Below are 22,921 nucleotides of genomic sequence, written 5' to 3'. Positions count from 1 at the left end.
AAATTAATTAAAAAAAGATAGTACACCCAATAGTGCAATTCATCCACAACTTGCAGAAGTTGTGGTATTCTTGCATTTTTAAGATAAAAATCATTAACATTTACTTCAAGGCCTACTGATTCTCCACCGACACCGGCAAATACAAATACTCCTAAAAATGCCATTAAAAAAATAGATATGAATTGAGCTTTGTGCTTGGCGATGTCTCTTAACATCTTTTTTGCAAGCATAACTTACCATTCCAAATCAGAGACCTTATTTGGATATTCATTAACGACAATACTTTCGATTTGACCGTTTTTAATCCTAATTACCTTATCTGCAGCTTCAGCCAAGATTGCATTGTGAGTTACAATAACGACAGTAGTATTTCTGTTATTGCTCATGTCCTGAAGTAAACTTAAGATTAAAACACCGGTTTTTGAGTCAAGAGCACCAGTAGGTTCATCACATAAAAGCATGGTAGGCTGTTTGGCAACGGCTCTTGCAATTGAAACCCTTTGCTGTTCTCCACCAGACAATTGTGCAGGAAATTGATTTGCATGATTATCCAATCCGACAGCACCAAGAACGGCCTGACCATCTATTTTTACATCTACGATATCCTTCATCAGCTCGACATTTTCAAGGGCAGTAAGGTTAGGAATCAGATTGTAGAACTGAAAAATGAAACCAACGTTTTTAGCCCTGTAGCTTGTAAGCTGATTATCGTCAAATGATTCAATATGGTCGCCGTTGACGACAATTTGACCAGATGTAACTGAATCCAGACCGCCCAACAGGTTTAGAAGTGTTGATTTACCAGCACCTGACGGTCCAAGAATCACTACAAATTCCCCTTCATCAATTGTGAAGTTTACATTATCCATCGCTTTTAAAATGTGATCTCCAGATTTGTACTCCTTGTTCACATTTTTAAATTCAATAATTGTACTCATTAGTATTGCCTTCTTATATTTAAGTTAATTGATTTAGTATATATTTTTTAAGGTATTTAAATTTAGGCATACCTAAATATTAGAAAATATAAACCAACTTCAAGAACAGTCCATATACAATAATATACATTAATAAGAATTTTTTTAACTTTTAATCAATAATTTAAATAATTATTAAAGATTTAGCCACATTCAATGTATACAACATGAAAAGATGCATGCTCATCACTTCGCTATTAAAAGTTATATTAAATCATCAAAGATTTTCATCCCCACTTTTTAACAATATTAACAATACTTATAAAACATTTCAAAACATATAATTATATTATAATAAAATGTTATAGGAAAATCCAAATGTCATTTAAAAAAGATGAAATGTTAATCATGCCTGCTGTTGACATAAAAAATGGAAAATGTGTACAGCTCGTTCAAGGCGAACCTGGAAGTGAAATGGTAGAAATAGAAAATCCCGAACTTGTTGCAAAACATTGGGAAGACTTAGGAGCCAAAAATATCCACGTCATTGATTTGGATGGAACAATCAATGGTGTAGCAAGCTTTGATGTTATAAAAAAGATATTGAATGAAGTTTCAGTCCCCATTCAGTTGGGCGGTGGAATCAGAAGTGTTGAATATGCCCGCCAATTGTTGGATTTGGACATTGAAAGGCTCATTATAGGCACAATGGGAATTCAAAATCCCGAAACCATTACACAGCTATCCAATGAATACGGATGCGAAAGAATAATGATTTCACTTGACAGCAAAGACAACAGAGTAGTCATTAAGGGATGGCAGGAAAAAATTGATAAGAGTCCTGTTGAGCTTTCCCAAGAGTTCAAGGAACACGGCGCTGGAAGCATTCTCTTTACCAATGTCGATGTTGAAGGACTTTTAGGTGGATTTTACACAGAACCAGTAGAAGAACTCAAGAAATCCGTAGACTTGCCTATTGTCTATTCCGGAGGAATTACAACAATAGAAGACATTAAAAAATTAAATGAAAGTGGAGTGGAAGGAGTTGTAATAGGTTCTGCACTTTATAAAGATAAAATTGATTTAACTGAGGCTTTAAAATATCAGAAGAGGCAAATATAATGAAGATAATGGCGACCGGAACATTCGACATACTCCACCCAGGTCACGGAGTTTACCTTGAAGAGTCAAAAAAACTGGGCGGAGAAGATGCTGAGCTTTATGTTGTTGTAGCACGTGATGCAACTGTAGAGAGAAGAAAAAGAGTACCTATTGTTGGAGAAGACCAAAGACTAGAATTAATTAAAATGTTAAAACCAGTAACTGACGCTTTTTTAGGTGATGCAAACGGGGACGTCTTCAAGATTGTACGCGAAATTGACCCTGACATAATCACTGTAGGAGCAGATCAAAATCATGACATAAGCAAATTACAAGACGCTATCGACAAAAGAGGTTTAAAAGCCAAAGCAATCCGTATTGAAAAATACCGGGACTGCGAACTCGACAGCAGTTGTAAAATCATTAGAAAAATACAAAAAACCGATTTTAAAGGTAAAATAATGGACCATTGTGAAGATTAGGAGATGATAAAATGTTTAAAGCAGCTATAATAGGAGCAAGTGGATATACCGGTGGAGAACTATTGAGAATGTTGTCAAACCATCCAGAGGTTGAAGTGACAGAAATCACATCAAGACAATATGACGGAACTCCAGCACATAAGATTCATCCACACATAAGAGATTCAGGACTGGTATTTACAAACAAAAGTCCAAGCGATTTGGATGCTGATGTTGTATTTACCGCAACCCCTCATGGAGCATCAATGAAAATTGTCCCGGAACTTCTTGAAACCGGAACAAAAGTTGTTGACTTGAGTGGAGATTACAGATACAGAGACACAGCAGTATATGAAAAATGGTATGGAATGGAACATACCGACAGCGAAAACAAAGGAGCATTCGGACTTCCTGAACTTTATAGGGATGAAATCAAAAAAGCACAGCTTGTTGCAAATCCTGGATGTTTCCCAACCGGCGCAATCCTGTCATCATATCCTCTTGTCAAAAACGGCATTGTCGAAAGAATAATCATAGACTCAAAATCTGGAGTCAGTGGAGCTGGGGTCAATGCATCTGCAACTACACACTACCCAAACATTGCAGACAACCTAAACCCATATAAAATCACAACACACAGACATTCTTCTGAAATCAAACAGGAACTACATGGATTTGATGAAGTTAAAGTGTCATTTACACCACATCTCATTCCGGTTATCAGAGGAATCCAAACAACAAGCCACAGCTTTATAAATGATGAAAATAAAGATATCACACCAGAAGAATTAAGAGAAATATACAAAAAAGAATACAAAGGAGAATACTTTATCAAGCTTATGGATGAAGGAGAAATACCACACTTAAGTTCAGTGCGCGGATCCAACTTTGTTCATATCGGAGGATTCGAAATAGATGATACCGGAAGAATTGTGATGCTGTCCTGTATCGATAACCTTGTCAAAGGTGCATCCGGTCAGGCCATTCAAAACATGAACATCATATTGGGCATTAAGGAACAGGCGGGACTGACTCACTTAGGACTTCATCCCTAATTAATTTGGAGATTTAAAAATGGCAACTTTAATAGTTTATTATTCTCAAAGAGGAACAACGGATTTGGTTGCAAAAACACTAGCCAAACATCTTAATGCAAGTTTGCTTAGAATCCATGATTTAAAAAATCGTGAAGGATTTAAAAATAGGTTATTTTCCACAATCAGTGCATTCAGAGAAGAAAAAACTGACATCCTCCCTGCAAAGGTGGATTTGACAAATTATGATACAATATACATCGGATCCCCAACATGGTCCGGAAGTCCAACACCTGCAATAATAACACTTATTGACAGATGCAACTTCAAGGGAAAAGATGTGGTTTTATTTGCAACAATGGATGCCAACCGTGGAGAGGCAAACTTGAAAAGGCTTAAAGAAAAGGTAACAATGCGTGGAGCAAGAGTTATTGAATGTTTCACCATTGCAACTAAAAACAAAAGTCCGGAACAATTAGTCCATGATACAGAAGTGATTATTGAAATGAAAGACTTGAAAATGTATAAAAGGTAGGTTAAATTGACAAAAGACAAAAAACAAGAATTGAAAATTGAAGCAATTGAAAACGGTACTGTAATCGATCACATTACTGCCAACAAATCATTGCATATCCTCAAAATCCTGGGGCTTCCAGACAATGAAACACAAAATATTACAATAGCGATGAATGTTTCATCCAGTGAAATCGGCAGAAAGGATATTTTAAAAATCGAAAATAGGGAATTGAATCACGAAGAACTTAACCAAATAGCTTTGATTGCTCCAAAAGCTACTGTGAACATCATAAGAAACTTTGAACCTGTTAAAAAAGATAAGATTATACTTCCGGATAAAATTACATCAATTATTGAATGTACCAATCCGAAATGTATAACAAATTATGAAAATGAACCTATCAAACCGGTTTTCAATGTGATTAACAAGTATCCTCCGGTTGTCAGATGTCATTATTGTGAAAAATTAATAAGAACAGAAGATATTGATAAACAATTTGAATAATCTTCTATTTGTCAATTAGATAATCTGCTAATCTTTTAGAAAGTGCAAGTATTGTTAATATCGGCGGTTTTCCAGGAGATATTGGCAATACGCTTGCATCACTAACAAACAATCCTTTGATTTCTGTTTCCTGATTTGAATCTACTATTTTTCCGATTGGAGCAGTTCCTCCAGGATGGGCACCTCTATATACTGTTGAACCTATAGTGTTTGGGTCCACACCAACTTCTTTTAGTATGAAACCTGCTGTTGCAACACCTTCAGCCAGGTATCTTATATCCTGAATAGTATTTATTTTAACTACATCCCCATCGTCATCTACATATCCCCTGCACTCATCAGGAGTTTTTACCATAATGCTCAATATATCTTCATCAGTTACTGAATCGTCAGGAATATTTGCACGGATAAATGATGAAAAATGAGGAGATAGAACAAAGTTTTCACCAACCACCAAACCTGCCATCTGAACTTCGGTGTTGAAGTTGATGTCCTTAAGGTATCCTCCAACTGAAACGAACGGATCGAAGAATATTTCACGGCCTGCATCTTCAATTCCGGAATTTCTTAAAATCAATGTGGTTCCGATAGCACCAGCCGATAAAATTACCGTGTCTGCAAAAACGGATTCTTCCTTATCATCTTTAACATATGTTACTCCACAGGCATTGCCGTTTTCGGTGATGACTTTGATAACTTCGGCATCACATATCAGTTCAGCACCCGCTTCAACGGCATCATCGACAAAGTCCTTTCCGGACCATTTTGCATCTGCAGGACATCCGAATGCACATTTTCCACATTGGATGCAATCCTTTTCCCTGATTGCCTTAGGCATTTTCATTGTTTTCAATCCCAACTTGCGACCAGCGTCAAGAAATGCCTGACTGCCCTTGCCTATATGTGAATCATCGAGCTGATGGACTCCAACCAACTCTTCAACATATTCATAAGCTTCACTCAAATCAACATCAAATTCCAATAGCTCTTCATCAAGAGCCCTTACCATATTGGACATGGATACGATTGATGCTCCTCCAATACATGTGGTAGTCAACAGATCAACGTCTTCAGAGTATTTATCATAATATTTGAAAGCTTCTCCTGATTTTATATAAGGTCCTTTTTCTATTATTGTAACAGGCACGTCATTTTTTGCAAGTTCATATGCAAGAATTCCTCCGCCTGCACCAGTTCCTACAATGATAACCATTCAATCACCAAAAATTTTTATAACAATTGATATATTTTTTCTCATTATATAAATAACTTTTATTATATATGTTATTCAAAATATATATTAGAATACTAAATTTGAGGGATAAAATGGAAGAATATATAAATTTATTCGAAAAGATTATTGAAAAAACAATCCCCCAAGTAGATTACATAGATGTTAGAGCTGGAATGAGCGATAACACATCCATATTAATGAAAGATGGAAAAGTGGATGAAATTAACACCGGAATGAGTTTAGGAGCAAGAATTAGGGTGTTAAAAAATGGAGCTTGGGGATTTGCATACACTACAGATTTATCAAAATTAAATGAAATTACAGATACCGCTATCCAACTATCCAATTCACTTACCGGAGATGTTGAATTAAGCGAAAGTGAAATAATAAAAGATAAAGTGGAAGTGGACGTTAAAATACCTTTCAAAGACGTTTCAATTGAAGAAAAAAAGGAAATCATAAAAGAGGCCAGCGATGCTGCAAGCATCGACAAGGTCAACAGTACCACTGCAGGATACAGTGATGGTGAAATCAACGAATTGTTCATGAACAGCGAAGGCAGTGAGATTCAAACAAAAACAAGCAAAGTAAGAATGGCTCTGAATGCATCCGCTACCGATGGAGAAATAATTCAATTTGGACACGACAGTTTGGGCGGAGTCAAAGGTTTTGAAGTAATAGCCGACGTAGACATTGAAGAATTCGGAAGAAAAATTGGTGAAAAGGCCGTCAGATTACTTGATGCCGAACCTGCACCTTCAGGACAATTCACCACAATAGCTGACCCATTGCTTACCGGAGTATTGATACATGAAGCATTGGGCCATGCCGTTGAAGGAGATTTAATTCTTCAAAACGATTCCATCCTAAAAGGCAGATTAGGTGAAAAAATCGCATCAGACATTGTCAATATCTTTGATGATGCAAGCAAAAGAGATGGCTTTGGATATTATCCATACGATGTTGAAGGAGTTAAGACCAAACCTAACCAACTGGTAAAGGACGGACAACTGATTTCCCTTCTAAATTCAAGAGAAACAGCTTCAAAATTAGGAATGAAATCATCAGGAAATGCAAGATCAATCATTGCAGATAAGCCAATCGTCAGAATGAGCAACACCTTCCTGCAGCCAGGCGACAGCAGCTTTAATGAATTGATTGAAGATGTACCTGACGGAATCTATCTTAAAGGTTCAAGAGGAGGTCAGGTGGACACTGCAAAAGGCATTTTCCAGTTTAATGCTGCTGAAGGATATCTGATTAAGAACGGTGAAATTTCAGCACCTGTAAGAGACGTTTCACTATCCGGAAATATTCTGGAAACATTGAAAAATATTGATGCTATTGGAAATGATTTTAAATTGAGTGTTGGATTCTGTGGTAAAGGTGGCCAGACAGCACCCGTAGGTGATGGAGGACCACACACAAGAATTTTAAATGCATTAGTAGGAGGAATGGGATAATGATAAGTGATGAAGCAGGACAATATTTGGTAGACATTGCTAAAAAAGCTATTGAACATTATATAGAAACAAAAGAGAAAATGGAAATTCCTAAAGACTACCCTGAAGAACTTGATGAAAAATTGGGAGTCTTTGTTACATTGAACAAAAATAATGATTTAAGAGGATGCATAGGATATGCCGAACCTATAGAACCGGCCATAAATGCAACAATTGAAGTGGCCATTGCAGCAGCATTCAACGACCCAAGATTCAGTGCAGTTACCAAGGACGAATTCCAAATCCTCGACTTTGAAGTTACTGTCCTAACAAGACCGGAACTGATTGAAGTTGCTCACCCTAAACAATATCTGGATGAAATCGAAATCGGCCGTGACGGTCTGATTGTTCAAAAAGGATATTCAAGAGGATTGTTGCTTCCGCAAGTTGCTGTAGAAAACCTATTAGGTAAAGAAGACTTTTTAGAACACACCTGTATGAAAGCAGGAATCAGCGCAGACAGCTGGATGGATGAAAGCTGTGACGTGTACAAGTTCCAGGGACAAATCTTTAAATAGTGATAATATGATGATTCCAACAATACCTACTCCTGAAGAATTATTGGACAAAGGCTTCAGCAGAGGTAAAAAACAGGCTGACTTAATCAGAAGTCAGAAAATACCTAAACACCTGAAAGGTAAAAGGATTGAAGAGAGAAGAGTTGTTACTTCATGTCAGGTCATTAAAGATAAACTCAAATCAATCATTGATGCAGTTCCGGAAATTGAAGACTTGCATCCATTCTATCAGGATTATATCGACATTACAGTTGGTGTTGATGATTTAAAACAATCCTTAGGCGCACTTAACTGGGCTTATGGAATCATAACCCAACTTGAAAAGGAATATGGTGCAAAAATTAGAAAAAACCCTTCCGAAAGGGCAACTTCCATTCAAAAGCAGGCCTACGGAAGAATATCATCAGTTGTCAACAAAATCAAAAAGGATCTGGATTTCCTTGACTTTGCAAAACAGAACCTGAGAAACATGCCGACAATTGACTTTGATGCAACCACCATAGTAATTGCAGGTTTTCCAAATGTCGGAAAATCCACTCTCCTAAGGCAGATTACAGGTGCCGATCCACAGGTTGCAAACTATCCATTCACAACCAAAGGAATTCAAATCGGACACACAGAAATGCACTGGAGAAGCATACAGATTATTGACACTCCAGGACTATTGGACAGACCTGTTTTGGAAATGAATGACATTGAAATGAATGCTATCGTTGCACTAGAACATCTGGCAGATGCAATACTATTCATTTTTGATGCATCCGAAACCTGCGGATTCCACTTGGAAAATCAGTATAACCTGTTAAAACAAATCGAAAAGATTTTTTCTGAAATTCCTGTTTACTATCTGTTCAACAAAATGGATTTAGTGGAGGACAGAGAATATCTTAATGAGTATATTGACGACATTGACAATTCCATTTTCATCTCAGCAATTGAAGGTGAAGGAATAGACGAAATCAACAAGGTCATCCGCACAATCAAAAAAATAGACAGAAGCGTTGAAGAGGATGATGAGTACTACTAGGAAATTATCCTAAAAATCACATAATCAAGATGGGAAACATGATATTATTAAGCTTTGACATTGAGGAGTTTGATGGTCCTCGCGAGCATGGAGTGGATTATTCACTTGAAGAAGGTATGAAAGTATCTATAGAAGGTACAAACATTATTTTAGACATACTTAAGGCAAATGATGTGCGTGCAACATTCTTCTGTACAGGAAACTTTGCAGAGAATGCTCCGGATATAATAGAGCGCATCATGAATGAAGGCCATGAGGTAGCCTGCCATGGCGTTGACCATTGGCAACCAAAGGAAAGCGACTTTGCCCTTTCAAAGGAAATCGTTGAAAACATTTCAGGCATTACCGTAACAGGCTACCGCCAACCACGTATGTTTCCCGTTGTGGAATCTGAAATCAAGCGTGTGGGATACCGCTACAATTCATCACTTAACCCAGCATTTATTCCTGGCAGATACATGAACCTGAAAACCCCGCGCACATGGTTTATGAAGGACGGAGTCATGCAGATTCCGGCTTCAGTAACACCACACTTGCGATTTCCACTATTCTGGCTATCCCTGCACAACCTACCGGAATGGATTTATCACAGAATGGTTAGAAGAGTCCTTAATCATGACGGCTATTTTGTAACTTATTTCCACCCATGGGAGTTTTATGAGCTCAAAAAGCATCCTGAGTTTAAAATGCCATTCATCATCAAAAACCACAGCGGATCAGATATGGCAAAACGACTGGACAATTTGGTAAAGATGCTCAAAAATCAAGGTCATAAATTCATTACATACAATGAATTTGTTGACCTCAAAACAAAATAAAGTGAAATTTTTAAATAATATCCCCATCAAACATATCCACATGTATGAAAAAAGGGATTTAATAGGCAAAGTATTTTTTGGCGCAGCAATCTTGATATTGCTTTACATGTTTATTTCTCCTTTAACACATACCTTCATTAATGTTGACGAATATTGGACTTACAGTTTGGTAAATCTTCCATTTATGCAGGGAATGATTGTAGCAGTTCATGACGTTCATCCACCACTGTACTATATGATATTGTATTTGTTAACACCACTGGGATTGCAAAACCTTTACGTTTTAAAAGTTGCTTCAATAATTCCATATATTCTTATAATGGTAGTTTCAGCAACCAAAATACGAGAAGATTACGGTTGGTTGACTGCAGGATTGTTTGTATTTTGTTTAGGAGTAATGAGTGACTTTTTTATTGAATTTTTAACAATAAGAATGTATCCTTGGGGACTGTTTTTCCTTTTGATGGCATTCATATATTACAATGAGGTCATAACCAACTGGGATAAGAAATCTTGGATGCTTTTAACCTTATTCACACTTCTGTCTGTGTATACGCAATACTTCTTTGCGATTACATGCGGATTGATATATCTGCTCATATTGTACGAAATCCTAACCAAACACAAGGACAAGCTAAAGGAATTTGGAAAATCCGTTTTGGCATTGATTATTCTATATGCCCCATGGATGATTGTTCTTGTTCATCAAATGCAAACTCAGGCGGGCGAACCTCGTGAAGGCTTTGAATTAGCCAATGCAATACATTACCTTACTGCTTTTGCAATCAAAGGTCAAAATTTCGAATTTGAAATGGTTATTTTCAAGCTGGTAGCTCTTGCATTTTTAATTCTGGTTTTGGTTTTAATCTATAAAAATCAGGACAGATTCTCTGCTGCAGGCGTATTTTTAATGTATGGAACAATTGCAATTGGAATCCTTTCTCTAATGTCCTCATTTTCAAATACCATGAGAATGAGATATCTTGTTCCTGTGTTTGGAATATTCTGGCTTTCAGCTTCAATCGTTATAGGTAAAATTAAAGATGATAAAGTTTTAATGGTTGCACTGATTTTGATAGTCATTCTGACCGGTGCAAGTATAGCCATTACACACGATGATATCGATTCAAGATTGGAGTTTAATGATAAAAAAGACAGCTTTTTGAATAGCATCAACAATAACAACAGTGTTATTGTCTACAATACCGATTACGGATATAAGATTCTGCACGACGATTTGAATAATACCAGCAAACAGTATACACTGTCAGGGTCATATTTCTACAGCGGCGATGTTGAATTTTCTGATAATTTCACCAAAATTCTTAAGGATCATCCAAACAAAAAGGTTTATCTGGTCAACTGGAAGCTTAAGGAATCCAACAAAGAATTTGAAGAAAAGTATGATTTGAAGAAAGTCTATGATGCCGGTCATTACAGCTTCAATTTAGTTAAACATTAAGTGCATTACGCACTTCTTTTTTTAATCTTTAAAGACAATCAGTTTTGAAAATATGTAATTCAAGACAATTACAATAATCTGAACTACAATTTTGGATATTGTATCTCCAATCATCATAACATCTATAAAAAGATACATGAGTGCAGTATCAACAACACCGGAGAATATTCTTCCTCCAAAAAACAGAGCCATCTCCTTCAGGATATCAGGACTTTTGCTTTCAAATACCCAAATCCTGTTTGTGATATATGCAAAAAGCACTGAAAAAAACCATGCAATAATATTTGAAATAAGGTAATTAACCCCTAAAACATCTTCAAAGAGGAAATATACTGCAATATTAACGAAAAATGTGAATGCTCCAAAAACAACATATAAAACAAGTTCCCTATCAAATTTTATCATCATCATATTACTCTTACTCCTCTTCAATGTTTGACTCTTTAACAATAAAAATTGGCCTGTTTTTAGCTTCAAAATAAGTTTTTTCCAAATATTTACCTAAAACTCCAATCGAAAGCAATTGTATACCGCCCAAAAGCAGAAGGGAACATATGAGTGTAGGATAACCTGGAACAGCTTCAGAGTAAATCAAATATCTAATTATAATAAATAGCATATAAATAAATGCAATAACCGAAAATACCATACCCAAAAATGTTGAAACAGATAATGGCAGTGTTGTAAATGCAACAAGGCCTTCAATGGAATATTTGATTAGTCCCCAAAATGACCATGTGCTTTCACCGGCAATCCTCTCAATATTTTCATATTCAATCCATTTTGTATCAAATCCAACCCATTGAAACAAACCTTTTGAAAAACGGTTATATTCCGGCAGATTCAATACAGAATCAACAACCTGCCGAGTCATGATACGATAATCGGTAGCTCCTTCCACCATGTCAATGTCGGAAATTTTATTGAATACCTTATAAAACCTATGGGAGAAAAATGATTTGATTTTCGGTTCGCCTTTTCTTGAAACTCTTCTTGCTGCGGCAACATCATAACCCTCGTCCAATACTGCTTCCAACATTTCAGGAATCAGTTTTGGCGGATGCTGCAAGTCAGCATCCATAAGGCATATGTAATCTCCGGAAGCATATTTTAAACCGGCAAAAATTGCAGATTCCTTTCCAAAATTTCTGGAAAAAGATATATACTTAACATTTGAATTTTTACTGGCCAGTTCTTTAATATATTTTAGAGTATTGTCACTGGATCCATCATTCACATAAATGACTTCAAAATTATAGTCTTTTAATGTTTTTTGAATTTCCTCTAGGAAAATTCCAACACTTTCATCTTCGTTAAAACATGGCACAACAATACTCAATAAATTCATAATATATATTTTATTTGAAATATTATAAATAATTTCCAAATTTAAAAAAAAATGTGACTTTTAAAAAAAATTATCTAAACAATTCATATACCCTCAAAATTAACGGATTTTGAAAAATCAATCCTTAAAAGAAGTATAAACCCTTTGATTTACACAAAGTTATTTAAATAAAAAAAATGTAATATATACATGATTATTTTAATGAAATAAGATAACACTATAAAAAAAGATAAGATAGGAGACAAATTAAAATGAAAATTACCGTTGCAGGAGTAGGATATGTAGGTCTTTCTCTTGCTGTTTTACTAGCTCAAAAACATGAAGTTACTGCAATTACAACAACAGAATCAAAAGCAGAGAAATTAAATCAGTTCATTAGCCCCATACAAGATGATGAAATCGAAAGATTTTTTAAGGAAGTCCGTGATGGCGAAAGGGAACTGAACCTTCACACAACTACCGACAAGGAAGCAGCATACAAAAGCGCTGAACTTGTCATTATAGCTACACCAACAAATTACGATGACGTCAACCATTTCTTTGACACATCCGCAGTTGAGGATGCTATAGAATGGACACTTAAGGTCAATCCTGACGTTCTTATGGTTATCAAATCAACAATACCTGTGGGATATACATCATCCGTGCGTGAAAAGTATGGAATCAAAAACATAATATTCAGCCCGGAATTCCTTCGTGAGTCAAAAGCGCTTTATGACAATCTCCATCCAAGCCGCATAGTTGTTGGATGCGACGATGACCAGGAAGAAGAAGGACAGATGTTTGCAGACCTTCTTCTGGAAGGTGCAAGAGAAGAGGAAAAAAGGTCAGATTCCATCGAACAGGACATTCCTGTGCTTTTGGCACATTTAACAGAAGCTGAAGCAATCAAACTTTTCGCAAACACATACCTTGCAGTAAGGGTAAGCTACTTCAATGAACTTGATACCTATGCTCAAACCAAAGGCCTTGACACACAGATGATTATAGACGGAGTATGTATGGATCCTCGTATTGGAGGACATTACAACAACCCATCATTCGGATATGGTGGATACTGCTTGCCTAAAGACACAAAACAGCTGTTGGCAAATTATAAGGACGTTCCACAGACTATGATAGAAGCGGTGGTTCATTCCAATTCCGTACGTAAGGAATTTATTGCTGACCAAATCATTTCAAGAGACCCAAAAACAGTTGGAGTCTATAGACTTACCATGAAGAGTAACAGTGACAATTTCCGTGCATCAGCCATACAGGGCGTCATGAAACGTATAAAGGCAGAAGGAATTCCAATAATCATCTATGAACCAACATTAGAGAATGGAAGCGATTTCTTCAAATCCGAAGTGGTAAATGATATTGACCGTTTCAAGAGTGAAAGTGATGTCATTCTTGCAAACCGTTTTGATTCAGACATTCTTGGCGATGTTGCAGACAAGGTATATACAAGAGATCTCTTCAGAAGAGACTGATGTACTTTAACAAGTGTTTAAAATCATTAAACACTTTATTTTCTTTATTTTTTAAAAATTATTTCACCAAATCAATTAGACTCAAATAATCTTTTTTAATTTTTTAATGTTTAATTAAACCATAGCCTAATCTTTAAGTCTGTTTAAAATCAATAAAATCAAAGCAGATATTCCAAGCAGCAATGATATTGCCAATGTAATTTTAGAAGGCAGTAGGAATGCAGAAACATTGCCATCGTAAGTGTTGGCAGATCCCATGAAAAAACCACTTATTACAGTAAACATAGCCAAGCTAATGCTTTTTCCAACATCCTTGCTTGTTGAAAGCACCGCAGATGCATTACTCAAATCCTTTTCACTGACTTGAGTCAATACAAAACGATTGTTTGGCGAGGAAAAAAGACCATGCCCAATTCCCTGAAGGATACATGCAACCAAAAGCATATAAAGCGGCACCACATCCATGAAAAACAATAATAGAACATCAATTAAAATGAAGACTAATGCAATGGAAGATATAATCCTCTCATCAACCCTATCCGCTAATTTTCCGGCAAAACTGGAGACAAATACAACTGCAACAGGTGTTGAGAGTAAAAATAATCCTGTCCATCGACTATCATATCCCAAAACATACTGCAAATAGAAATTAAGAATATATGATGCGATAAATGCCATGGCATACATAACAAAAGCGGAATAATTTCCAATCAAATATTTTAGATTTCTAAAAATTCTCAAGTCATAACGAGGATTGGAGATATGCCTTTCGAAATATACAAAGATGCCAAAAATTACCAGACTTGCTATTATCACTTCCAGATTATTGTTGTCCAGTCTGGTAATACCATACAGGAAAAGAATCATGAAAATGACATAGAGTATCGAACCTATATGGTCACTAATTTCAATACCCTCAATATACCATTCCTTATCCAATTTAATCAATATCAATAGAGTAACAATATAAACTGGAATCAATACAAGGAAAATTACCCTCCAACCGAAATAATAAACGATAAATCCGGAAACTGTATTCGACAAGCATAATCCAACATAACCGCAGGAGCCCATTATTCCCAATGCAGAACCCAACCTGTCGGAAGGCAGCTGCAATGTAACAATGACATACATGGAACTGTTGATGACAGCAGTGGCAATTCCCTGAAGAAATCTTGAAAACATAATCATATTAATGTCTGCTGCAAAAGCCGAAAGCAATAATGCAAAAATCATCAGCAAAAGGCTGATTTTCAGATATCTTCCAATCCCATATTTCGAAACATAGGTTCCTAAAGGAACCATCAGTGAAACTGAAGTGATTAGAAAAACCAGATTGATAGCGTTTTCCATTTCAAAATCCAAATGCAAATTCGAAGACATTGAAGGCAAAGCTACAATAACCATATTTGCTATGAACTGCACGCTAAACAAAAGCAAGCAACCAATTATCGTTACCCATTTATCCTCAACAATTTTATTCATAATTAATTATATTGAATTCCATCCATATTAAATAATAATCATTAGCCATGTTTGTGGAAAATGCAAAGAAAGTCAATAATGTGCTCAATCTGAGAAATTATCCAAAAATATCAAAAATTACTTTTTCAAATGCTTTTGCAAAATTCAAAACATTTTTAATTCAAAGTATGCATTATTTCTTTAGACAAAGTCAAAAATCAATTACACAACAATTTATTAGTTTATACTGTCAATATTTCATCAATAAGGTGAAACAATATGAATCCGATTACTGTTGATTGTGATAAATGTATTATCTGTTTGAAATGTGTTGATGACTGTCCTAACTCATACCTGTTTTTAGAAAATGATGAAATTCACACAAGCCAGAAAGGATGCATGGAATGCGGTCACTGCTATGCAATATGTCCACAAGGGGCGATAACCATGACCAATTACGACTTCATTGATGAGGCAGTTGTTTTAATGAGTGAAATTGACTCTGAAACACTGCTCAATGCAATGAAAAGCAGACGTACAATCAGAAAATTCAAGCCAGATTTGGTTGAAGATGAAAAAATAGAAAAGATTCTTGAAGCAGGACGTTATTCTCCTACCGGAGCAAACAAGCAGATGATTTCATATACAATACTAGGATCCAAGCAAAAAGAAGCAGAAGAAATATGCTTAAACCTATTCAGAAAAGGTAAAAAATTCGGATCTGTTTTTGCAAGCTATTTGAAGAGAATAGAAATAGATGATGACTTTTTCTTTAAAGGTGCTCCATTAGTGATAGTTGTTGCAAGTAAAAGTACGGTTGACGGCGGTCTTGCAAGTTCATATATGGAAATTATGGCAGAAAGCCTAGGACTTGGAGTATTGTACAGCGGATTTTTTGTAATGTGCAGTAAAATGAGCCGCAGCCTTAAAAAGCTGCTCGATTTGGAAAAGGGATATGATGTAGTTACATGCATGGTAATTGGATATCCTGATGTGAAATATCAAAGAATTGTTCCCCGCAAGGAACTAAAAGTGAAAAAGCTTTAAAGAAGATATTTTTTACAGAATTATTCAATTTTGAATACTGTAAAGCATTGAAAAAAAATAATTATAAGTATCATCCTAACCAAATATTATAATACAAATATTTTGGAGGTATAATTTGAACAAACTTACAAAAATTTTAACAATTTTAATAATAACAATTTTTGCCATCACTGCAGTAAGTGCAGCAGACAATTCAACTGATGACAACATTGGCATTGAAGATGCATCTAATGAAATTGTTAGTTTGAATACTACCGGCACTTTTACGGATTTATCTAATGAAATAGATGAAGTTGAGGATGGAGGCGTATTGAATATTACAAAAGATTACATATACGAATCCGGCTCAAAGGATGGAATAACAATTAACAAAAGCATTACTATTAATGGAAACAACCACAAAATTGATGGTAATGGCCAATCAAGAATATTCTCCACATATGATGGAAACATCACATTAAAGAATCTTATTCTGATTAATGGAAACCATGAAAATGGTGGAGCAATATATGCACATAAAAATATAACATGCAACAACGTTGTTTTTGAAAACAATCATGCTGCAAAAAACGGTGGTGCAATATATGTTGAAACCGGCCTCAATGTAGACAATTGTATATTTGACGGGAATTTTGCTCCAGAAGGAGGAGTAATATTCATCAAAGTCCGAGCTATAGAGAATTATACATTGGTTGGACCCGGAGATGACAGTGATTACTTAAATGATACTGGCAATTATACATATAATGAAACCGATGATGACAATGAAAATTTCACGGAAGGCAATGAAAGTTCTTCATATGATGATTCTCTAAAAATTAATTTCTATATTGAAAATTCAATTTTTAGAAATACAAACAATATAACTCGAGGAATGGTTTATTGTAGTTCAGACCAACACTTATCAGTGAAAAATTCAATCTTCATGAACTCAACAGCAGCATATTCAACAGCAATATATGCAACAAATTCATATGTAACATGCAACAACACAAAATTCATTAACCTATATGCCACAAAGACTGCAGGAGCTTTGGCATTTACAGATACATGCTACCCCACTATTGACAATTGTAGTTTCGTTAATGTATCCTCATTGAATAATGCAGGATGTATCTTAAATGACGTAAACGGATGGAGCAGAGGAAATGCTGCAACTTTATTAATAAATAATACGGAATTCATCAATTCACACAGCAGATACGGCGGCGCTTTAATTCAACTTGGAGGAAAATTGGAAATTCGAAATTCCAAGTTCATCAATAATTCTGCTGTCTATTCAGGCGGTGCAATCTATACTTCAAATTTAATCGTGCAAAGAGTTAACCTTACTGATATTACCAGCACAAAAACAATAGAATATCCCGCATTTGAAATCGTGAATTCTACATTTACTAATAACAAATTGGATTTCACAGATGATTTGTCAAATGGTGGAGCAATATGTGCTGATACAAGCATTTTAAATATAACTGGTTCCAGATTCATCAACAATACAAAAAATGCAATATATGTATATTCAGGAGGATATATTATAAAGAATTCAGTTTTTGAAAATAATACAGAAGCTGTCCATAGTTTATACATAAAAGATTCTATTTTAAATGACAATGACTATGCAGATGACATTTTAGTTGAAAATCTTACCGATACCAATTATGTTCTTATAATGAATGGAACCGGCTTGAAAATAAAATTAATAAACAATACAGTAACTGTTGAAAATCTCCCAGCACGTTATGACTCCCGTGATTGGGGATGGGTGAGTTCAATAAAAGATCAAGGATTTTCCGGAGGCTGTTGGGTTTTCTCAACATGTTCAGCATTAGAAACCGCCTTGCTTAAATCAACCGGAATCGAGTATGATTTATCCATACAAAACATACAGAAAAACTTATTAAAATACTCAAAATACGGTAACAGTGATATTACCGAATCAGGATTTACATACATGGCCTTAAGTTACCTTCTTGGCTGGTATGGACCAATATCTACAGAATATGATTCATTTGACATATATGGAAAAATCGACCATGTAATTTTTACAAATGAAACAATCCACATCCAGGATGCCGAAATAATCGATAGACGCGCAAATACATCAGACAATGCCAAAATAAAAGAAGCCATATTGAAATATGGTGCAGTAACAGGAGATCTGTTTATAACATACCTATCCCCCTATTTCAATACAAACACTTCTGCATGGTATTACAATGAAACTAAAGAAACACATGCAAGTCATGCAATTTGTGTTGTTGGATGGGATGACAATTACCCTGCAAGCAACTTTTTAATAACCCCACCAGGAAACGGAGCATGGATCATTAAAAACAGCTACGGCAAGGACAAATATGATAACGGATTCATATATGTGTCATATTATGACACCGTATTCGGAAATGACAGTCAATTTATCGGATTCATACTTGAAAACACTGAAAACTACAATAAAAACTATCAGACTGACATTAGCGGAATGTTTAACTTCGAAACCAAAGCAGAAAATTATACCTATAAAAATTCATACCAATCAATTGGAGATGACTTCATAAGTGCTGTTGGAACCTACTTCAACGAAAAAAATGAAGATTATGTTGTCGAGATTTATGTTAACAACAAACTGAAATTAACACAAAATGGCTCATCCCCATTTAGAGGATTCCACACCATCAAGTTAAGCAAAAGCATTCCTATAAAACAAGGAGACATCTTTACAGTTGTTATGAAAACACATTCCGTTCCTTTATTAAATGAGACAAGAGTTCTTTCCAAAGCAAACGTTTCATTTGTTGACGATGGAACAGGATTTAGAGATGTAACCCTTAAAAATCAGGCCCTTCCTCTAAAAGTTTATACAAAACCTTTAGAAAATTTAACAACAACAATAAAGGCTTCTGATGTGACTACCGTATACAATGGTGGAAAATACTTGACTGCAACCGTTAAAGATGTTTACGGTGATGTGCTAACTGGAGTTAAGGTAACCATTAAACTTTCAAATGGAGCTGTCAAAACACTAAAAACAAATAAAAACGGACAAGTCAAATTGCCGTTAAACGGTTTGGTTCCAAAAACATATACTGCAACAGTTACTGTAAATGGCTTTGGAAAGTATGTTAAAACCACTGCCACTGCAAAAATAACAGTTAAAAAAGATACACCGAAAATATCTGCTAAAGCAAAAACTTTCAAAAAATCTTTAAAAACTAAAAAATATACAGTAACAATGAAAAACAGCAAAGGCAAAATAATTAAAAAACTTAAAGTTACATTAAAAGTGAATGGTAAAACTTACGTAGCTAAAACCAATTCCAAAGGAAAAGCAACCTTTAAAATTACCAAATTAAGTAAAAAAGGTACTTTTAAAGGCAAATTGACCTTTAATGGAAATACATTATATAAAAAAGCAACCAAAACTGTGAAAATTAAAATTAAATAGGAATCATCCGATTCTTATTTATTATTCTTTTTTTGATAGACTCCTTGAATATTAAACGCAGATATATCCTTTTAAGACCAGCTTCACTTTGTTAAAATATAATACTTTTCAGCATTTCAATCAACTACCTTTAAATTTCAATAATCTTTTTGTGCATTTCATCAGCGACATATTGCATCTTAAAGACTCTGTAAAATAACTATTTATATTGATTTCAATAGAGTATCCTTTACAATTATCTAGATTCAAAGAGAGTAATATTATGAATGCAAAAGAAAGAACAAAACAACATTTTAACGAAACTGCCGAGCATTATAACAATTCAAAAGATGGAAAATTTGTCGAACCTATGTATGAAAATCTGGTTAAAGAGATTTCAAAATCAAAAAGCGGAAAGATTTTAGATGTTGGATGTGGAAATGGAAATCTGTTTGAAATGCTTCCGGATGAAAAATATGAATTGACTGGAGTTGACTTTTCTGAAAACATGATAATAGAAGCAAAAGACAAATGCAATGATAAAGCATCATTTTTAGTAGCTGACGCTGAGAAATTGCCTTTCGACAATAATACATTCGATATTATAGTTTGCAATGCATCATTTCACCACTACATTCATCCAGATATTGTCCTAGCGGAAATGCAACGTGTCCTAAAAGAAGGAGGAAAGTTATTAATCGGAGATCCTTATGTTCCAACTCTTGTAAGACCAATGATGAATTTGCTGACAAAATTTTCACCTAATGGAGATTATCATTTTTATGGAGAAGTGGAAATGAAAAAACTATTCATACAAAATGGATTTAATCCAGTTTCTTTTCAAAAAACAGAAGAGCACACAGCATTACATATTGCTGAAAAATAGTATTTGCTCAATCAATCAATGCCCGACATTTAAATTGAAGTCTGCTTTTGAACTTGACTTAATTTTAGAATTAACATAATATTTGAAATATTTCAACCATTGGTCAAGACAATCCAATTTTAATCAAATTAATCATCACCCCCTCATTAATTCATTATCAGAGCTGAATCTTTTTAGAGAACTATGAAAAAAATATAAGCAATAAAAAAGAAATACAATAGCAGGATATAATTAATGTTTGACATATCCATTCAAAAGACATGAAAAAAATTTTTATAAACGTAACACTATTTTGGAGGATTAATAAAAATGAATGAAACTATTAAGGAACACTCTTGGGTTCCATTGATAATAGTGGCTTTAGCTTCATTTATTATAGCTTTGGATGCGACATTCATGAATGTTAGTATTTCTCAGGTTGTTGCTGATTTGAATACTGATGTGAGCACCATTCAAATGATCATGTCATTTTATACTCTCATCACCGCTGCATTCATGCTGCTAAGCGCCAAGCTTCAGGACATAGTCGGTAAAAAGAAACTGTTTTTAATCGGTACTGCACTTTATGGTGTCGGTACATTTACTGCAGCAATAAGTTCAAGTGCTACAATGTTATTTATAGGATGGTCAGTAATTGAAGGTATTGCTGGAGCATTGATGATGCCTGCTACCGTTTCCATCATAAGTGGAACATATTCAGGTGAAAAACGTACAGTTGCTCTAGCAATTGTAGGTGTAATGGGTGCAATTGCAGCTGCTATCGGCCCGCTCTTCGGTGGAGTCATGACAACATTTTTAAGTTGGAGATACGGATTTGCATGTGAATTAATAATCGTTTTCATTATTTTACTAATGCAAAGCAAAATACCTAACTTCGTACCTACCGAATCCAAAAGCGATTTGGACATTACAGGTGCCCTAATTTCATTTGTAGGACTTGTTTTATTAGTTTTAGGTATTTTATCCCTATCTAAAGATATCACTACCAGCGTAGCGACAATAATTTTAGGATTAATTGCATTAGTCGGTTTTGCATTGTTTGAAATCAGAAGAAAAAGAAACGGCAAAGTACCATTGCTTGATATGGCATTATTTAAAGATAGAAATTTACGTGTGGGCAGCATTATTTTGTTATTATCTTACCTTGCAATGGGCGGAGCATTGTTTGCAGTTTCCCTATTCTTGCAAAGCGTATTAGAGTTAAATGCATTCAATACAGGTCTGACCACACTTCCATTGACTATGGGCCTGCTTATTTTTGCAGTGCTGGCTCCAAGCTTAACTGGAAAAATGAAACACAAGACAATCATGGCAATAGGATGTATAATGTCAATCGCAGGATGTATGCTTTTAAGCTATCAGTTCAGACTGGATACATCAACACTGGATTTAATCCCAGGACTATTCGTAATGGGAGCAGGACTTGGATTTTTAATGGCATTATGTACTGATATTTCATTAGTCAACATTTCTAAGGAAAGTCAAAATAACGCATCAGGGATTAATACAACCAGCCAGACATTAGGTGAATCATTAGGTACAGCAGTTATCGGAATAATTCTAATTCTTGGAGTTTTTGGAGGCATTTCCCATGCAGTCGACATATATGCTCCAGAATATTCAGGAAATGAAACATTCCATCAAGAGGCTTATGATTACTTTCAAAAAGTAGGCAGTATAAACGAAATTAAAGAGAACGATACCATTGAGGATATTGTAAATATCATTATTCAGGATACAATGGCATTCGTAATGCAGGTAACGGCCATTATTATGGGAATTGTGTTTATCCTGACATTGCGGCTGCAGGATAAGAAAAACTAAAATACAATGAGAGATTATCTCTCATTTACTTTTTTTAAATGACTTTTTTAATAATCAATTGATGATATTCCATTACAAACATGCTGATTTTTGAATGAAATTCAATCAGGAGTTATTATTTTTTTTCTACCTATAACTACCATATTGACAATAGACAATACAAAAATAATTGTTAAGCATAGTATAGGTTCAATGAAAGCCACAATCATTGCTATTATAAAAGATATAATTTTTGATAATTATTACCACATTTAATTGTATAAAAATCTTGTGCAATTTAATATTGACACAGCCATTTAAAAAAATAGTTATTTCAAAATTATAATCAATATAATTTAACTAATTGAAAATAAATATAATC

General features: G+C 34.8%; 21 protein-coding genes. 15 read left to right on the top strand and 6 right to left on the bottom strand.

The features are described 5' to 3' along the window. Both QZ143_RS06120 and QZ143_RS06115 read right to left on the bottom strand, forming a co-directional pair. On the bottom strand, positions 1 to 230 hold a 230-nt coding region (locus QZ143_RS06120), incomplete at its 3' end, for a hypothetical protein (protein WP_292882249.1). Positions 231 to 233: 3 nt separating this feature from the next. Continuing rightward, positions 234 to 938 (bottom strand): ABC transporter ATP-binding protein, encoded by a 705-nt coding sequence (locus QZ143_RS06115; RefSeq protein ID WP_292882246.1) that lies wholly within the window; start codon positions 936 to 938, stop codon positions 234 to 236. Between the two features lie 357 nt (positions 939 to 1,295). On the opposite strand from QZ143_RS06115, the gene hisA reads away from it, so the two are divergent. Genes hisA through pyrI form a run of 5 tightly spaced genes read left to right on the top strand, consistent with a single transcriptional unit; the run spans position 1,296 to position 4,534 of the window. Further along, positions 1,296 to 2,039 carry a 1-(5-phosphoribosyl)-5-[(5-phosphoribosylamino)methylideneamino]imidazole-4-carboxamide isomerase gene (gene hisA / locus QZ143_RS06110; RefSeq protein ID WP_292882243.1) on the top strand — a complete coding sequence of 248 codons (744 nt, stop codon included), beginning with the start codon at positions 1,296 to 1,298 and terminating at the stop codon, positions 2,037 to 2,039. Next, positions 2,036 to 2,500 carry an FAD synthase gene (locus QZ143_RS06105; protein WP_292882257.1) on the top strand — a complete coding sequence of 155 codons (465 nt, stop codon included), beginning with the start codon at positions 2,036 to 2,038 and terminating at the stop codon, positions 2,498 to 2,500. Before hisA ends, QZ143_RS06105 begins: the two co-directional genes overlap by 4 nt. 11 nt (positions 2,501 to 2,511) lie before the next feature. Beyond that, positions 2,512 to 3,534, top strand: coding sequence for an N-acetyl-gamma-glutamyl-phosphate reductase (argC, locus tag QZ143_RS06100; RefSeq protein ID WP_292882234.1), 1,023 nt, complete (start codon positions 2,512 to 2,514; stop codon positions 3,532 to 3,534). Between the two features lie 19 nt (positions 3,535 to 3,553). Beyond that, positions 3,554 to 4,048 carry a flavodoxin domain-containing protein gene (locus tag QZ143_RS06095; protein WP_292608429.1) on the top strand — a complete coding sequence of 165 codons (495 nt, stop codon included), beginning with the start codon at positions 3,554 to 3,556 and terminating at the stop codon, positions 4,046 to 4,048. A gap of 6 nt (positions 4,049 to 4,054) precedes the next feature. Beyond that, positions 4,055 to 4,534 carry an aspartate carbamoyltransferase regulatory subunit gene (gene pyrI, locus QZ143_RS06090; RefSeq protein WP_292882231.1) on the top strand — a complete coding sequence of 160 codons (480 nt, stop codon included), beginning with the start codon at positions 4,055 to 4,057 and terminating at the stop codon, positions 4,532 to 4,534. 4 nt (positions 4,535 to 4,538) lie between these two features. Here the strand turns inward: pyrI and QZ143_RS06085 are convergent, their stop codons facing one another. After that, the gene (locus tag QZ143_RS06085) at positions 4,539 to 5,747 is read right to left on the bottom strand and encodes a GMC family oxidoreductase (protein WP_292882228.1); all 1,209 of its coding nucleotides are present in this window, start codon (positions 5,745 to 5,747) and stop codon (positions 4,539 to 4,541) included. Between the two features lie 113 nt (positions 5,748 to 5,860). Between QZ143_RS06085 and QZ143_RS06080 the strand changes: the two genes are divergently transcribed. Genes QZ143_RS06080 through QZ143_RS06060 form a run of 5 tightly spaced genes read left to right on the top strand, consistent with a single transcriptional unit; the run spans position 5,861 to position 11,095 of the window. Further along, the gene (locus QZ143_RS06080) at positions 5,861 to 7,231 is read left to right on the top strand and encodes a TldD/PmbA family protein (protein WP_292882225.1); all 1,371 of its coding nucleotides are present in this window, start codon (positions 5,861 to 5,863) and stop codon (positions 7,229 to 7,231) included. Further along, entirely contained in the window at positions 7,231 to 7,788 is a 558-nt protein-coding gene (locus QZ143_RS06075; protein ID WP_292882221.1) for a TIGR00296 family protein, read from the top strand. The genes QZ143_RS06080 and QZ143_RS06075 overlap by 1 nt, the downstream gene beginning before the upstream one ends. 7 nt (positions 7,789 to 7,795) lie before the next feature. Next, entirely contained in the window at positions 7,796 to 8,815 is a 1,020-nt protein-coding gene (locus QZ143_RS06070; protein WP_292882254.1) for an NOG1 family protein, read from the top strand. A 38-nt stretch (positions 8,816 to 8,853) separates the two neighbouring features. Continuing rightward, positions 8,854 to 9,633: a polysaccharide deacetylase family protein gene (locus QZ143_RS06065; protein WP_292882218.1), complete on the top strand. Its 780-nt coding sequence runs from the start codon at positions 8,854 to 8,856 to the stop codon at positions 9,631 to 9,633. A gap of 40 nt (positions 9,634 to 9,673) precedes the next feature. Then, positions 9,674 to 11,095 carry a hypothetical protein gene (locus QZ143_RS06060; protein WP_292608449.1) on the top strand — a complete coding sequence of 474 codons (1,422 nt, stop codon included), beginning with the start codon at positions 9,674 to 9,676 and terminating at the stop codon, positions 11,093 to 11,095. A 21-nt stretch (positions 11,096 to 11,116) separates the two neighbouring features. Here the strand turns inward: QZ143_RS06060 and QZ143_RS06055 are convergent, their stop codons facing one another. Both QZ143_RS06055 and QZ143_RS06050 read right to left on the bottom strand, forming a co-directional pair. Further along, the gene (locus tag QZ143_RS06055; protein WP_292608452.1) at positions 11,117 to 11,506 is read right to left on the bottom strand and encodes a GtrA family protein; all 390 of its coding nucleotides are present in this window, start codon (positions 11,504 to 11,506) and stop codon (positions 11,117 to 11,119) included. Between the two features lie 7 nt (positions 11,507 to 11,513). Next, positions 11,514 to 12,443, bottom strand: coding sequence for a glycosyltransferase family 2 protein (locus QZ143_RS06050; protein WP_292882216.1), 930 nt, complete (start codon positions 12,441 to 12,443; stop codon positions 11,514 to 11,516). 251 nt (positions 12,444 to 12,694) lie between these two features. On the opposite strand from QZ143_RS06050, the gene QZ143_RS06045 reads away from it, so the two are divergent. After that, on the top strand, positions 12,695 to 13,918 hold the full coding sequence (locus QZ143_RS06045; RefSeq protein ID WP_292882214.1) for a nucleotide sugar dehydrogenase: 1,224 nt from the start codon (positions 12,695 to 12,697) through the stop codon (positions 13,916 to 13,918). 126 nt (positions 13,919 to 14,044) lie between these two features. On the opposite strand, the gene QZ143_RS06040 is transcribed toward QZ143_RS06045, so the two are convergent. Continuing rightward, positions 14,045 to 15,403 (bottom strand): MFS transporter, encoded by a 1,359-nt coding sequence (locus QZ143_RS06040; RefSeq protein ID WP_292608458.1) that lies wholly within the window; start codon positions 15,401 to 15,403, stop codon positions 14,045 to 14,047. A 258-nt stretch (positions 15,404 to 15,661) separates the two neighbouring features. Between QZ143_RS06040 and QZ143_RS06035 the strand changes: the two genes are divergently transcribed. The 4 genes from QZ143_RS06035 (at position 15,662) to QZ143_RS06020 (ending at position 22,560) form a co-directional block, all read left to right on the top strand. After that, the gene (locus tag QZ143_RS06035) at positions 15,662 to 16,429 is read left to right on the top strand and encodes a nitroreductase family protein (protein WP_292882211.1); all 768 of its coding nucleotides are present in this window, start codon (positions 15,662 to 15,664) and stop codon (positions 16,427 to 16,429) included. Positions 16,430 to 16,544: 115 nt separating this feature from the next. Further along, complete coding sequence (locus tag QZ143_RS06030; RefSeq protein ID WP_292882208.1) at positions 16,545 to 19,871, top strand: C1 family peptidase; 3,327 nt, start codon at positions 16,545 to 16,547, stop codon at positions 19,869 to 19,871. A 262-nt stretch (positions 19,872 to 20,133) separates the two neighbouring features. Next, on the top strand, positions 20,134 to 20,736 hold the full coding sequence (locus QZ143_RS06025; RefSeq protein ID WP_292609273.1) for a class I SAM-dependent methyltransferase: 603 nt from the start codon (positions 20,134 to 20,136) through the stop codon (positions 20,734 to 20,736). Between the two features lie 309 nt (positions 20,737 to 21,045). Next, positions 21,046 to 22,560, top strand: coding sequence for an MFS transporter (locus tag QZ143_RS06020; RefSeq protein WP_292882205.1), 1,515 nt, complete (start codon positions 21,046 to 21,048; stop codon positions 22,558 to 22,560). Positions 22,561 to 22,921: the final 361 nt, after the last annotated feature.

It is taken from the genome of Methanobrevibacter sp. UBA188 (assembly GCF_905234905.1).
Classification (GTDB): Archaea; Methanobacteriota; Methanobacteria; order Methanobacteriales; family Methanobacteriaceae; genus Methanocatella.
Note: the sequence above shows the minus strand (reverse complement) of the source record. Positions and strands in the feature narration are given on the sequence as shown.

Bases quoted from the DNA above. Each gene is read 5' to 3' on its own strand.
- QZ143_RS06060 (WP_292608449.1), top strand. From the start codon at position 9,674: ATGTATGAAAAAAGGGATTTAATAGGCAAAGTATTTTTTGGCGCAGCA.
- argC (WP_292882234.1), top strand. From the start codon at position 2,512: ATGTTTAAAGCAGCTATAATAGGAGCAAGTGGATATACCGGTGGAGAA.
- QZ143_RS06070 (WP_292882254.1), top strand. From the start codon at position 7,796: ATGATGATTCCAACAATACCTACTCCTGAAGAATTATTGGACAAAGGC.
- QZ143_RS06035 (WP_292882211.1), top strand. From the start codon at position 15,662: ATGAATCCGATTACTGTTGATTGTGATAAATGTATTATCTGTTTGAAA.
- QZ143_RS06020 (WP_292882205.1), top strand. From the start codon at position 21,046: ATGAATGAAACTATTAAGGAACACTCTTGGGTTCCATTGATAATAGTG.
- QZ143_RS06025 (WP_292609273.1), top strand. From the start codon at position 20,134: ATGAATGCAAAAGAAAGAACAAAACAACATTTTAACGAAACTGCCGAG.
- QZ143_RS06095 (WP_292608429.1), top strand. From the start codon at position 3,554: ATGGCAACTTTAATAGTTTATTATTCTCAAAGAGGAACAACGGATTTG.
- QZ143_RS06080 (WP_292882225.1), top strand. From the start codon at position 5,861: ATGGAAGAATATATAAATTTATTCGAAAAGATTATTGAAAAAACAATC.
- QZ143_RS06115 (WP_292882246.1), bottom strand. From the start codon at position 938: ATGAGTACAATTATTGAATTTAAAAATGTGAACAAGGAGTACAAATCT.
- QZ143_RS06065 (WP_292882218.1), top strand. From the start codon at position 8,854: ATGATATTATTAAGCTTTGACATTGAGGAGTTTGATGGTCCTCGCGAG.
- QZ143_RS06055 (WP_292608452.1), bottom strand. From the start codon at position 11,506: ATGATGATGATAAAATTTGATAGGGAACTTGTTTTATATGTTGTTTTT.
- QZ143_RS06045 (WP_292882214.1), top strand. From the start codon at position 12,695: ATGAAAATTACCGTTGCAGGAGTAGGATATGTAGGTCTTTCTCTTGCT.
- QZ143_RS06085 (WP_292882228.1), bottom strand. From the start codon at position 5,747: ATGGTTATCATTGTAGGAACTGGTGCAGGCGGAGGAATTCTTGCATAT.
- QZ143_RS06050 (WP_292882216.1), bottom strand. From the start codon at position 12,443: ATGAATTTATTGAGTATTGTTGTGCCATGTTTTAACGAAGATGAAAGT.
- hisA (WP_292882243.1), top strand. From the start codon at position 1,296: ATGTCATTTAAAAAAGATGAAATGTTAATCATGCCTGCTGTTGACATA.
- QZ143_RS06075 (WP_292882221.1), top strand. From the start codon at position 7,231: ATGATAAGTGATGAAGCAGGACAATATTTGGTAGACATTGCTAAAAAA.
- QZ143_RS06040 (WP_292608458.1), bottom strand. From the start codon at position 15,403: ATGAATAAAATTGTTGAGGATAAATGGGTAACGATAATTGGTTGCTTG.